Genomic DNA, 13,574 nt, shown 5'->3' on the forward strand with positions numbered 1-13,574 from the left:
ACCCGCCGCCCCGCCCGGACGGCGAAAGCCCGCCCCGCGCGGTCCCCGGCATCCCGGGTGCGGACGGCAGGCCGCCCCGCCGGACGCGGCTCCCCCAGGTGCCGCGGGACGGCCCGCCCGGACGGCGAAAGGCCGCCCCACGCGGGCGCCGGTGTCCGAGTCCGGGCCCACGGGGGGCCCACGGAGCAGATCGCCTCGGCGGACAGGGCGGCCGGGGCGGTCGGCGGATACGTCCGAGCAGGCCGGGCGCGAGGGCGCGGGACGCGGCCCGCCGGGGTGCTGCGGGGCGGCCCCGGCCCGGGTGGCTGCGCCGGGCACCGGACGGTCGGTCCCGCCGGTCCACGCGGCGAGCCGGGCATGCGAGGTGACACCCGGCCGGGCCGCCGGGACGGCGGACGACCGCTCCGCGCGGGACCCGGGGCCCCGGGTCCGGGCGGCAGGCCGCCCCGCCGGACGCGGCTCCCCCGGGTGCCGCGGGACGGCCGCGCGGGTCAGCGGCGTACGACCGCGCGGGCGCGGCCCGCCCAGGTGCCCCGGACAGCCCACCCGGCTCCCCCGCCCCGGTCACCGATCACCGGCCACCGGCCGGTCAGTCCGTGCCGATCCGGGCGGCGAGCTGGGCGCGTGAGGTGACGCCCAGCTTCGGGAAGATCTGGTACAGGTGGGAGGCCACCGTGCGCGGGGACAGCCGCAGTTGTTCGCCGATGGCCCGGTTGGACAGGCCGCGGGCGGCGAGCCGGGCGATGGTGAGCTGCTGCGGCGACAGCACCCGGGAGACGTCACCGGCGTCGGGTTCGGCCGCGGGCCGGCCGGCCGCCCGCAGCTCCGTGGCCGCCAGCCCCGCGCGGGGCTCCGCGCCGAGCGTACGGAACAGGGACTCGGCCTCGGCGAGCGGTTCGCGCGACTCGATGACGCGGCGTCTGCGCCGCAGCCAGGCGCCGTGGCCGAAGAGGGTCATGCCGTGCAGCAGCGGCCAGGTCTCGATGCCGGGCCGCAGCGCCTCGCGGTAGCGGTGCTCCGCCGCCTCCTCGTCCGGGCCGATCAGCGCGTCCGCGTAGGACAGGATCCGCCGCAGCAGCGGGGTCCGGCCGGTGCGGGTGGCGGCCTCGACCTGGGCGACGACGGCCCTGGCGTCGTCCTGTTCACCGGCCGGCGGTGCCGCCTCGGCGAGGAAGGCCAGGCCCCAGAACTGCTCGTAGGAGTACGGCGCGGACGGTTCGGTGACCATCGAGCGCAGCTGGGCGTACGCCTCGGCGTACCGTCCGGTGCCGGACGCCGTCAGGGCGCGGGCGAGCGAGGCCAGGCTGAGCTGGCGGCTCTGGCCGAGGCGCAGGGACGCCTCCTCGACCTCCGCCGCGCACTCCAGGGCCCGTTCGTGCTCGCCGCGCAGGGCCGCGACGACGCCCAGGGCTCCGGTGGCCCTGGCCACCCAGTCGGTCTGCCCGGTCCTGGCGGCGATCGTCCGGCCCTCGTCGGCCAGGTCGCGTGCGGTGTGCCACTGGGCGCCGAGCCAGATCTCCTCCAGTGCCCTGGGCACGAGGATCTGCGGCAGCCGCCCGTGGCGTCCCTCGGCGCGGGCCGTCCGCTCCGCCTCCCGGAACAGCAGGGTCGCGCGGCCGAGGTCGCCGACGAGGTGGGCGAGCTGGCCGAGCAGCCCGACGTCCGCGCCGCCGGGCCGGCGCAGCACGCGGTGGGTGTCCTCGTCGGGCACCGCCTGCGGTTCGACCAGTGCCATGACGGCGATGTCGCGCGCGTCCCACGGGCGGGGCCTGAGGTCCTCGACGGTGTCGGTGAGCAGGCGCCGTTCGTCGGGTCCGGCCTGGTGCCACCAGCACCGGCGGGCCGCCGCGTGCAGCAGCTTCCGGGTCAGCTCCGGGTCCGTCGCGGCGACCGCGCGGGCCGCCTCGCACAGTCCGGCGATGCTCTCCCGCCCGGCCACGAAGTTGCCCGGCAGGAGTTCGTGCACCCACAGCAGCAGGGCGCGGCCGTAGGTGCCGAGTCCGGCCGGGTCGATGCCGCGGGCGAGCCGCAGGGCCTGTTCGCGCAGGCCGTGGTCGCAGGCGAGTTCGGTGGCGCGCAGCAGCCGGGCCGCCCGGCGGGCGGGGTCCGGGGAGAGGCGGGCCGCGTTCTCCAGTGCGGCCAGGGCGGTCAGGACGGCGGTGCCCGCGCTGGCGAGTCCGGCCAGTTCCTCCAGGCGGGCGGCGAGGTCCTCGTCGGTGCCCACCGCGCACTGGGCGGCGTGCCAGGCCGCGTGCGGCGGGCTCGTGACGCTCCGTCCGAGGGCCGCGTGGGCGGCCATGCGCCGGGCGGCCGACTCCAGGTGCAGGACGGCGGGGCGGACGAGCGGCCGGGGGAAGCGCAGGTTCCGGCCGTCCTCGGCGAGCAGGCCGCGCCGGACGGCCTCGGTCAGTCCGTCGCGTGCCGCGTCGCCGCTGCCCAGGACGTGCCGGGTGGCGCCCAGCACGTCCCAGGTGAGGGACGAGGTGCTCAGTGCCGCGCTGAGCAGGGCGCGGCGCGCGGGCTCCGGCAGTTCGGCCAGGTCCTGCGCGTACGCCTGGGCCATGCGCGGTGTCGCGGGGAGCAGGCCGAGTCCGGCGGTGTCGCCGGGGGCGCCGTCGCCCAGGGACAGTTCGGTGAGGGCGAGCGGATTGCCCCCGGCCACGGCGACGACGAGTTCCGTCTCGGTGTATCCGGTGGCCCGTCCGGCGTGTTCGACGAGTGCGCGGGCCTCGGGGCCGGACAGCGGGCCCAGGGTGACGGCGAGCGCGGCCGGGGCGAGCGGGGCGTCGGGGGCCGTCCGCTCGGCGACGATCATGCCGACCCGGGTGCCGGCGCAGAGCCGGGCCATCTCCCGTACGGCCGCGCGGCTCTCGGCGTCGATGCGGTCGAGGTCGTCCACGCAGACCAGGGCCGGTCCCGGTGCCTGGGCGATGAGGCCGAGCACGGCTGCCGCGAGCCGGTCCGGTGCCGGGGCCCGGTCGCCGCCGAACGCCGCCTCCAGCGTGTCGTGGTCGGCTTCCGACAGGGTGCGGGGCGGGGCCGGATGCGGGCGCAGGAGGGTGTGCAGCGCGGCGTGCGGGATGTCCTGCTCGGCCGGGGCCCAGGATGTCGTGAGTACGCGTACGCCCTGGTCGGCCGCGGTGCGGGCGGCGTACCGCAGGACGGCGGAGCGGCCCGTGCCGGGGGCTCCGCTCAGGTGGAGCACCCGTCCGCCGGCGGGCAGGGCGGCCAGCAGCGCGGCCACCTGCTCCTGTTCGTGTGCACGACCGATCAGACGCGTGTCGTCCGAACCGAGCCTCGCGCTCATCCCGTGCCCTTCTCCGCCGTCCCTCCAGCAGCCGCGGTGCGTCCCTGCTCGACACACACGCGCCCGGCAGGCCGGCGGTGCTCCTGGCCCGGAGGCCGCGGGGCGACCGCGATCAGCTTCCCGTCCGCCGCCAAAAGGGCAGGTCGGATGCTAACACCGAGCGACGTCGCCCAGGTGGGCGGCCCCGGGGTCGGCGTCCGCGTAGAGACCGCGGATGCTGACGTGGTCCCCGCATTCGAGGCGGTGGAAGACCCAGTCGATGGGGCAGCACTGCCGTGCGCCGGGCAGCTCCACCACGAGCGGGGAGGCGGTCGCGGAGGGCCCCGGTCCGTGCCGCCACACCCCGCCGGCCCGGCGGGTCAGCATCTCGCCGATGTAGCAGCCGAAGGCGACGAGCGACTCGGCCATCTCCTCACCGGTGGCACCTTCCGCGCGGAAGCCGTCGACGATCCCCTCCACCACGTCGAGGCTCTCCGGGGTGTAGTCCAGCTCCGCGCCGCTGATGTCGGCTGCGGTCGCGACGATGGCAGCTGCGTGCCGGGGCGCGCTTGCGGGCTCCAGGGGGTGCTTCAGATGCAGCTGCATGTTCGTCCTCGGGCTGATGCCGTCACTGTCGTCGAGGCTAGCTGGATAACACCTGCGCAGCATGCCCCTGTTTCCGCTGGTCCGAAACTCAGCCGGTTCCGTTCCACCTGCCCCGGCGGCACATGGTGCACGGCGAGAACAGGAACGTCGAGTTCCGTCGGCGCCAACCTGTCGGACACACCCGTACATATGCGCCGGAGAGGTGCCTTGACATCACGTGATTCTCCAGGAGGACAGTCGATCGACTCATGCCTCCCGGTCCCCCGCCTGCCAGAGTCGGCACCGTGTTCCGTCGCCGGCTCCCAGGGGTTTCCCCGGTGTGCCGACAGGGCCCCAGGGCCTTCCCGCGCTCGTCCGGATCCGGCCGGACACCACCGGATCCCATCCGTCGGCGCAGCACCGGCGAAGGAAGGACTGAGCCATGGCACGCCCTCGCGCGTTCGACACCGGCCTGGCAGTGGAGCGGGCCATGGACCTCTTCCGCAGGCAGGGGTACCACGCCACCCCCCTGCCCCTGCTCACGGCCCGGCTCGGCATCGGCAGCGGCAGCCTGTACGCGGCCTTCGGCTCCAAGGACGGGCTCTACGCCCAGGCCCTGGAGCGCTACTGCGCCGCCCTGGTCGCCGATCTCGCCCGGCTGACGGAGGCGGACACCGACATCCGCACGGCGCTGCGCGCGTTACTGCTGACGCTGGTGGCGGACGACGTGGCGGACCCCGAACGCGGCTGCCTGCTGGTGAACGCCGCGACGGAACGCGCCGCGCACGACGCCACGGTCGCGCAGGTGAGAGTCACCATGGCCGCGGCGGAGGCGGTGCTGACGGGCGCGCTGGAGCGTGCCGCCGAACGCGGCGAGCTGGGCGCCGGACGCTGTCCGGTGGAACTCGCCCGGTTCCTCGTCACCTTCGTCCAGGGGCTGCACGTGATGGGGAACGCACGTGCCGACCAGGTGTTCCTGGAGGGCGCGGTGTCGGGTGCGCTGCGCGTGCTGGACTGAGGTGCCGGGGGGCGGGGCACCGCGCCCGGCGCGGGTGAGGTGTGTTCGCGGGTGAGGTGTGTTCACTGCCGCCTCCGTGCCCTGAGGGCGGCCGACTTGACCCGGTTGCCGCAGGTCCTCATCGCGCACCACTCCCTGCGGTGGCCCCGGGAACGGTCCAGGTAGACCTGGGTGCACCCGGGACGCGCGCACTCGCGCAGCAGGACCGACTCCGCCCCCGCGAGCAGGCCGACCGCCTCGCGGGCCAGTTCGGCGAGGGCCTGGGAAGCGGTGCCCGTACGGCTCGTCCCGCGCGGTCCGAGCCGTACCGACACGGGTGTCCGGGCGGCCTGCCGGTTCACCGCGGCCATCGCGTCGGCGGGGAGCGGCGCGCCGGTGCGGCGCGCGGTGACCAGCGCGTAGATCGACTCGCGGAGCGTGAGGGCGGCCCGGACGTCCGCCTCCGCCGCCCCGGGCGCCTCGTCGACCAGTCCGGACGCGACGAACCAGGAGTCGAGGAGCCGCGGGGAGCCGATCCGCTCCACCGGGGCCGGGGCGCTCCGTGCCTGCAAGGTGCCCACGAAGTCGAGCGTGGGCGTCCCGCAGAGAAATACATGTTTCACATCACTCTCCTGACAGGTGACTTGAGTACCACCCTTTAAGGTAACCCCCCGAGCCGGTGACGGAAGGCCGACGCGATGTGTCGTTGGTCAAATCTCGCGACGCGAGGCAACCCGAGAACCGCTGTTTTCAGCCACACATGTGAGTAACTCTCGTGCGGATATGTCCCTATACAGGCCGCGTTATCTGCGCATCCCGGACGGCCTCCGATGGCGAGATCCGCACTCACCCACACATGCTTGAAGGTGCAAGCATCTGTGTGTGACGGCACCGGTCGGGCCGTCCCGACACATTCCTCGCTCGTTCATCACCACACAGGACAAGGTGGGTAACATGCTCATGCCGAAGTCGAAGATCGCCGGTGCCGCCGCCGCGCTGACCGCCGCCGCGGCACTGCTGGGCCTGGGTGCCGGGACAGCGGGCGCCACGGGCTGGCCGCCCCTCCAGAACGGCGCCTACCTCTACTCGGGTCCCACCGGAAGCGGCACCGTGACCAACGTCGACCTCGGGGACGCCGGGACGTGTCACAACCTGTCCAAGCCCGCCGTATCGGTGCAGGTGGCCTCCGGTTCCTGGTCCCTGGAGCTGTACTCCGGCGCCGGCTGCACCGGCCCGCACCCGTACCGTACGGGCTCCCTGGCCCAGAGCAACCTGCCCTGGAACATGCTGAGCTACCGGGTGGTCCCGGCGTGAGGTGACACCGCCCGGAACGGCCGCACCGCCGCGCCGCCGCCTCCTGGACCGGAGGCGGCGGCGCCGGTCATTGATTCAGCCGAGCGCCGCCGACTGCCCGTCAGTCGCTCCGGCGGATTGTGCAGAAGTGGTCAGAGCCCGCATGATCTGATGACCGGTCTCTTCACTCAGACGGCCGGCTTCGACTGCCTGACGCAGGTACTCGAGAAGATTGCCTCCTTGCGTCGCTTCACGGAATGCTTCCTCCATACTTTGAAGCGAATCCGACGAAACCAGCGAAAATAGTTCTTCCAGATGCCATGCCAGTCGTCCCTCTGGGACGGAAGTGGCTGCAAGGTGCACAGCGATCCGGTCAGCATGAAAGCGTATCGCCTGAGCGGGCGCCATCTTGTAATGGGGAAGCCATTCTTCATACTCAGCGATTTCTTCGAGGGTCAGAACCTCGACCCGGAATGTGAATCCATGCTGTTCGGCGAAAGTTTTGAGTCTGTTTTCATACTCACGATAAAAGGACACTTCGCCATCATGCTTAGGCACCATCCTTATCAGGTCGACATCATCCCATTTGACGTCACCATGCACCTGTGACTCGAAGTAGTCGCCAGGATCAGGCTGGTAGAACTCCGCCGAGTCGAAATTAAAGCCAGTCGCTTCAGCAAAAACTCTCCTGACTGTTTCCGATTTACCTCGCGAGAGAAGCGGGATAAGATGGTTCGGACCGGTCAAACTCCGCGTCCCGTCTCTTCCGAAGTCGCCTCCCATGCTGTCCTTGGGGGTATGACTGACTCGCTCACGGACAGTGGACTTCAGTCGGAATACAGTCGATCCGTATTGTGGTGCAGCACCCTTTAGCGCATCCGGAAAGCTCAGGGCAGAATATACGGGAAGGTTCTTTCGCTCCTCGCCCACAGGAGTGAATAGCGGGTCAGTGCTGCCGAACCCTCGCTTGAGTGATGCGGCGTACCCAAGGCGCTCTTCGGTGCTGCCGCGATAGTTCATATAAGGACCGCTACGGTTCACCTCCCAGGCATTGCGGAATATTCGCGCCTCAGGGTCGGACAACATCGACTCGATGATCGGCACACCTTCATGCTCATGGTCCAGGTTCACATTTATCGTGATATCCATTTCTTCGCGCATGTAGGCGTGAGCGCGATCAATAATCTCCTCCATCTCCTCATCGCTTGGAATAGGATATTCGTCCACCCAATCCAGTTCATCCCGTCTGAGCCGCTTGAAAAGATGCGTGCGCTCACTCTCCGCGATCTGACGCCCATGACGCTCGACCATCACCATTACAGCGATCTGCTCGGGAGACAGTTCATTCCATACCGCACGCGTCCGCAAATCCTCGAAAATTTCCAGATCTTCCTGAGAATTGATGAGTCGCTGACGAAGCATCTGGTAGTATCGATTTTCTTCGTCATTGAAACGGGCCAATTCTGTTTCAAGTTCAGAAGGAGCGCTCCGAAATTCCTCTTCATCGATCAGGGATACACCATGGGAATCGGATCGTCCGGCCATAGGATCGTCCGTCTGTTTTAGGAGCCGAGCGATCACCAGATCTCGACCGCTGGGTATCATCATCTGAGAATGGCGGATAGTGTCATAAGCGTTGTTTATAAGCCAAATAAAATCTTTTCCACTGGCCTCCTCGAGTATGATCCCATCAGTATGGAACCATTGATCTTGTTGGACCTGCCCGATGACATCAGTGATGTTGGCAGCGCCCGTAACGCGCTTCCCATATCTGACCAGCGCCACCAATTCAGCAGTCCGGGCAACTCCTAGTTGATCTCGCCAGATGCTCGGCGGACGCAGAGCCGACAGCACAGCGAATATATCTTCGTCCTCTGAACTTTCTTTTCGCTCATGAGGACTTTGGTCTGCTTGTTCAGCTCCCATAGTCGCTTCAAATCCCGCCGAAGGGCCACGTGCCGCCAGCGCTTTGGCAATCGCCATGTCAATCGGTCCCGGGGCAATACGATCGGTCTCGTCGAATCCGGCTACCAATGGCATCAACTGGAGATCCAGCGCAAGACTTGCCTGCGGTGCACTGCTTCCTGATGCTTCCTCCGAACCCGGTGCTTCCTCGGAGCGAGGAGGGAGACCGCCCTCCATGATTCCGGTGCGGGCGTGCCCGTGAAGCAGGAGCGTCACCAGAAGTTGCGCCTTTGTCATTGTATTGAGTCTCGGGCCACGTTGATCATGGGTGAGCTGACCGTAGGCTCGCTTGATGGCGTCGTGACTTTCGCCCCAGTGCTCGGGTATTTGTGATGCAGCGAAGTGGAGGAGCCTTTCGGCGTCGTCCGGGTGCTGGCGAGTGTAGTCATTCCAGGCATCATAGGGGGATGTGATCTCGCCGACGATGATGTCGGCATCGCCTTCCAGCGCTGCAAGGCCGGACTGGGAGCTGAGAGGACTACTCATGGGGTTGGCTTCGTTCGCATGCCGTGGTGGAACGGGCGTCGTTGCCGCAGCCTCGGTAAGGGTGGCGAAGACATCCTCCGCGCTTGCCGATCCGGCAGGGCCGGTTAGGCCGCGGATGGTAACCGGGCGGGTGGCGGAAACACTTGGACTTTTTTGTGCGTCAGGTGACACAGGGGCGGAGTCGACTTGGAAATGTGTGACCGCCGAGTCGATGCGGTGTGTGTCGAGTGCTCTGAGCAGTCTGGCCACACGTTGAGAACCGTCCCCGCGGTGGAAAAGCGTGTCGATCAGAAAGTCCTCTAGTATACTCTTGCTCTTTTCCTCCGGTGACTTGGGTATGGCGACTCGATGGATCTGCACCTCCAGACCCGACATATCAGAATCGAGCTCAATACTTCCATTTTCTGGGGCACTGGGAACTGTAGCATGGAAAGTTCCGCGCCTTCCCGAGATATGATCCGCAACATCCATTGCGATTTCGAATCCCGGAGTAAGAGGCAGAGAGAAGCCCATGTGGCTCAGGATTTCCTGTTCTTCCCGCGTGGTCAGCGTCTCTTCACCTCTGTTCTCCAGGATTGCATTAACGATTTTGAACAACAGAGTCGCTCCCGGGGTCGGCTCGAAAGACTCCCGGGCGAGTCGGGGTTCGTCCTGCACATGGTCAATGATCAGTGCAGACGAATCTTCCTGTTGCCCACGCGCTGAAACGGCTCCAGGAGTCTGACGAGCCTGCGAAGGTCCTGCACCACGTGCCTCGCGTGAGGAGCTATTTGCCGAGCTCGTTCCCTCAGCCACGGCGCGGGGCGGCTCCCTAAGGTCCTCATTCCATGTATGGTGAATATCAACGATGCGTCGAGCCATAGCAGCACTAAACCTACGCGACGGGTACTTATCGGCTAGGAAAAGCCTGCGTTTTCCTCGTGGAGCCGCTCGTTCCTCCAGCTCGATTCCCCCCTCTCTCAGCGCATAGATAACCTCCGGTTGTATCCTGTCAGTCGAGACTCCCTTGTCCTTAATTTTAAGGAACCATTCACTGAAGAGATACACCTCTCGAAAAGGCGCTCTACTCGCGTACCCGAAACCGGCTGGCGTGTGTCCATAGTTCTCCTCTTCGGCAAACCAAGCACTGACTTCCATGCCCCGTAGCGTCTTTGGCGTCGGCACTTCTTCCAGCCGGCTCAAATATTGGAGGTTAATTGCACGGAGTCCCTCCCCGGAAACCTCTATACCGCTCATGGTCGCCCTGATGTGATCCCATAGTCCGCCAAAGGTAGGACGGCTGTGACGAATGCGGTCGAGCAGTTCGAAGATATTTTCCTTCTGCGCACCGGAGAGGCGGAATAGATTTTGACGTTCCCACGACATGGGGGTCGGCGATGCACTATGCCATTCCTGCTGGGCAAGTGCACCAAGTTTCAAATGTGCTGCGGGACTAGCTGGATAGATGGTCTCATCCACATTGATGGCAGGTATTTCCGGAACTGGTGTGAGGTCAGCCTGCCATTCCCCAGAGTGCCCCTCAATCGAATCTGCTTCGACACTCGGTTCCCTCAGGGCCTGTGTGAGCCAGTCATCATCCTCGCTCATGAGGTCATCAGCATCGCTGCTCTCGTCCGAGTCGTGCTCCGAGGAGTCACGCAGTGCTGATGCGAGCCACTCGTCGTCACTACTATTCTCGTCCATCGTTTCTCTGTTGAAACTGTCAGACATCGAGGTGAGAGACGATCTCCATGTCTGCGGACTCCTGTCCGGACTGGGAGGAGGCGATCCGAAGAGGCTGTCGGTTTCATTATCTGAGAGGCTCTGCAGCATCGTAAATACAACGGCGGCCGAGGGCGGCTGACGTTGCATATGATCCAAGGGGTGTACCGCTGAAGACTTTCCCTTTTGGTTGAGAAAGGCGATGTAGTCGGCTCCGACGACGGTTTCCGTGTCGGTGTGCACATCGGATTCGACGAGGGTTCGGGCGTCGCCAGTTTGGTCGTCGCGGTAGTGGTCCAGGTCGGTGAGGAGGTCCTCGAGGAGGTGATCGCGGGCGCTGACTTCGCCCCTCGCCAGGTCGGTGAGGTGAATGGCGGGCTCGCCGGGACGTAGGTGACCGGCGTCGATGAGCTCCGTCGTGACGCTCACCGGCACGCTGCCCGCTACGTCGCTGTTGCGGCTGAGGTGGTCGGTGACGAGGCGACTGACGTCCTGCTCGATGTCGTCGAGGCGGGACCAGTTGTGTGCAGCCCACCTGTCGGCGGCCCATTCGCCAGAGCCCGCCGCGTACGGGGGGCGAGCGACCCTGAGGTGGACGCGCACGTGAGCGGGGATGCCGTCGCGATCGTCGATGTGGAGTGTGTAGGGCTGATTGAGGAAGGGGACAAGGATGTCCTCCTCGAAGGTGGCGGTGTCCAGACGGGTGTACCGGCCGATGAGGTCGGCGTAGTGCGCCGACTCGGTCGACACAGGCCACGCTGAAAGCTGCGGCGGACCCGGGACGGCTGTGTCCCCTGTGTCGCCGGTTCGGGCTGTACTGGTGAGATTGATCGTGAGGTGAGGGCGGTCGTCGGCGGTGACCTGACGCAGAACGACAGAGAGCTGGTGAGGGTGACGGTTGAAGCGCTGCGTGATTGCGGTTCGAGCCCGGCGAAGGGCGTCTGCGGTATGGGCGTCGGCGGCAGGGCCGGTGAAGGCGATACGGATCTCGAGTTCGGTGCGCTGATGACCGTGTTCGTTGTACACGCGGCGTGCGTCGAAGAGAGGCCCGAGAGTGAACGGGCCACCTCGTACCGGAAGAGAGAGCTCGGTGTCAGTGGCGGAAGATGCGAGGACAGGGCTGATTGCCTGCTCTCCGGTTTGCGGTGATTCACCGGATCGACGAATCTTTTCTTTCAGTTCCTGCAGTCGGACCTGCTGTTGTTCTCGTCCTTGGCCGGGTGCCGTGTCACCGTTCGCTGTGGTGGCGTGCCCAGGGTGGCCCGACGACTCGGTGGCCAAGTTGTGGGAGATTTGTTCCCCCGGACGGGCTGCCGCCGAGAAGATAGGGGCGTACCCGCCGCCCTCGATGTCAGGGACAGCGACGGTGGAGTCAGACGTGTTGTCGTGGCTCTCGCCGTGGGTCATGCGGAGGGTTTGTATGTAGTCACGTGCGGTGGTGAGGTGGGTGGCAGCCTGGGGCCAATCGCGGCGGGCGACGGCCCGGTCGGCGTCGGCGAGGAGGCGGCGTTGGTCGGTGGGGGTGATGCCTGCTTCGGTGGCGAGTTGCCGCAGGTGCTGCATGGCCTCGAGGGCCGCGGCGGGGCGTTCCAGGAGAAGGCGTGCGCGGTCGGCGTCGTCGGTGTCGTGCCGGGTCAGTTCCTCGGGTGCCTGCCGGCGGTCCAGGGACTCCGCCAGGGCGGCCCGGTTCCCGGTCGCGAGCGGGGAGTGGGCAGCGCCGGATTCGGTGGTGAGGCGGGTGGCGGGGGGCGCGGGCCACTCCGCCGTGTGCACGGCATCGGGTGTGGTGTGGTGGAGGGTGAGGTGGTCGGGGATGGTGAGCCGGACCTGTCCCGCAGGGGGGAACAAGGGTGCCTGGGGAGCTGCCGGGGGCGGGGTGCCTGTGCCGGTGGTGGGCAGGATGCCTGCCGGCACGAGGATGCTCTCCGAGGGGCCGGGGGCGGGGGCGGTGTGGTAGGCGGGGGCGGGGGCGGGGCGGGGCGGGGCGTCGTTGTCGTCGCCGGGCTGGTGGCTGTTGCCTGCGGCGGGGCCGGGCCGGAACGTCCTGTTGAGCTGTTCGGGGGTGAGACCGGCCAGCGGGGGTTTGTGCTGGGGCAGGTCGAAGCCGAGGCGTCCCTTGAGCCAGTGGCCGAGCTTGACCGCGCCGATATGGCCGACCGCGCTGCCGAACGCCGCGCCCGCGCCGCCGGCCGTGGTCATCCACGTGGTGGTGAACTTGCCCAGCTCGTCGAGGTTGAAGAAGCCCTCCGACAGGTTCATCGCCGCCGCCTGGAGCCCGGCCTCGGGGAAGGCGCGGACGAACTTCATCCACGACGGTGAGGGCAGCGCGCCGGCCAGGTCGCGCGAGAGCGCACCGCGCAGTGCGTCCATGGAGGCCGGCATCCAGGACAGCGCGGCGTCCAGTTCCCGGCCCAGCGTCTTCGGGCCGCGTCCGGCGTGCGCCATGAACGTGTCCGCCCACGCCCGGCCCGCCTCCCGGGCCTGCCGCCAGCCCAGACGTTCACCGAAGGCCCGCGCGAACTGGTCGCCCACCGCGTTGCGGAACGACTGCCGCGCCCCGCGCCCTACCACCTCGTTCTGCAGCCGGACCGCCATCGGCACGGACAGGCTCCCGATCCCGCGCCCGAACCAGTTGCCCGACAGCAGCTCACGGTTGAGCGGATCGTCCCACAGCTCACCCAGCCCGCCCCGGCCCGCGCCCTTGACCCCACCGGTGACCGCGCCGCCCGAGGCGGACACGGCGGCGCTCTTCCCCCCGCCGGACAGGACGGTCCTCTCCCCGCCGTCCAGGGCGGCCTTGGCACCGGCCCGCACCGGGGACGGGCCGTGCAGCGCCCCGCCGATGATCTGCTGGATGTTCCTGAACGCCTTCGGCCCGAAGAAGGGCAGCTTCCCGATGCCCTTGCCGATCGGCCCCAGCGCGAACGGCACCAGCGAGGAGACCGCACCCTGGATCGCACCGAACTTCAGCGACTGGTCACGGTACTGGTCCCCGTGCGCGGTGTGCCGGCCCTGCCCTGCCAGGATCCACCGCGTCAGACCGTCCAGCGCCGCAGCGATCACCACGTTCAACGCCAGGATCGACGCCATCTGCGCCGCCGTGCGCACCGCGAGCTGCATCAGCTCATGGGCGAACAGCTCCCCGAACGTCATCTCCAGAGCCAGTTTCTCGAACGCCGCCTGGAGCGGGTTGAAGATCTCCAGGAGCACGATCAGCGCCAGCTCCGCGAAGAACATGATGACCTGCTCGATGATCATCAT

General features: G+C 67.8%; 6 protein-coding genes. 2 read left to right on the forward strand and 4 right to left on the reverse strand.

The window, feature by feature from the left end:
* Positions 1–589 precede the first annotated feature (589 nt).
* Entirely contained in the window at positions 590–3,307 is a 2,718-nt protein-coding gene (locus ACWDYF_RS27910; RefSeq protein WP_389468314.1) for an AAA family ATPase, read from the reverse strand.
* 150 nt (positions 3,308–3,457) lie between these two features.
* Positions 3,458–3,892, reverse strand: a complete 435-nt coding sequence (locus ACWDYF_RS27915; protein WP_018567190.1) for a hypothetical protein — start codon at positions 3,890–3,892, stop codon at positions 3,458–3,460.
* 421 nt (positions 3,893–4,313) lie between these two features.
* Here ACWDYF_RS27915 and ACWDYF_RS27920 point away from each other — a divergent pair, with 421 nt between their 5' ends.
* Entirely contained in the window at positions 4,314–4,889 is a 576-nt protein-coding gene (locus tag ACWDYF_RS27920; RefSeq protein ID WP_389468324.1) for a TetR/AcrR family transcriptional regulator, read from the forward strand.
* A gap of 62 nt (positions 4,890–4,951) precedes the next feature.
* Here the strand turns inward: ACWDYF_RS27920 and ACWDYF_RS27925 are convergent, their stop codons facing one another.
* Complete coding sequence (locus ACWDYF_RS27925; RefSeq protein ID WP_026252431.1) at positions 4,952–5,491, reverse strand: CGNR zinc finger domain-containing protein; 540 nt, start codon at positions 5,489–5,491, stop codon at positions 4,952–4,954.
* 331 nt (positions 5,492–5,822) lie between these two features.
* Between ACWDYF_RS27925 and ACWDYF_RS27930 the strand changes: the two genes are divergently transcribed.
* Entirely contained in the window at positions 5,823–6,182 is a 360-nt protein-coding gene (locus tag ACWDYF_RS27930) for a hypothetical protein (protein WP_389468328.1), read from the forward strand.
* A gap of 75 nt (positions 6,183–6,257) precedes the next feature.
* On the opposite strand, the gene ACWDYF_RS27935 is transcribed toward ACWDYF_RS27930, so the two are convergent.
* Complete coding sequence (locus ACWDYF_RS27935) at positions 6,258–13,550, reverse strand: hypothetical protein (protein ID WP_451584307.1); 7,293 nt, start codon at positions 13,548–13,550, stop codon at positions 6,258–6,260.
* Positions 13,551–13,574 lie beyond the last annotated feature (24 nt).

The sequence above is a fragment of the Streptomyces sp. NPDC003284 genome, from assembly GCF_053589675.1.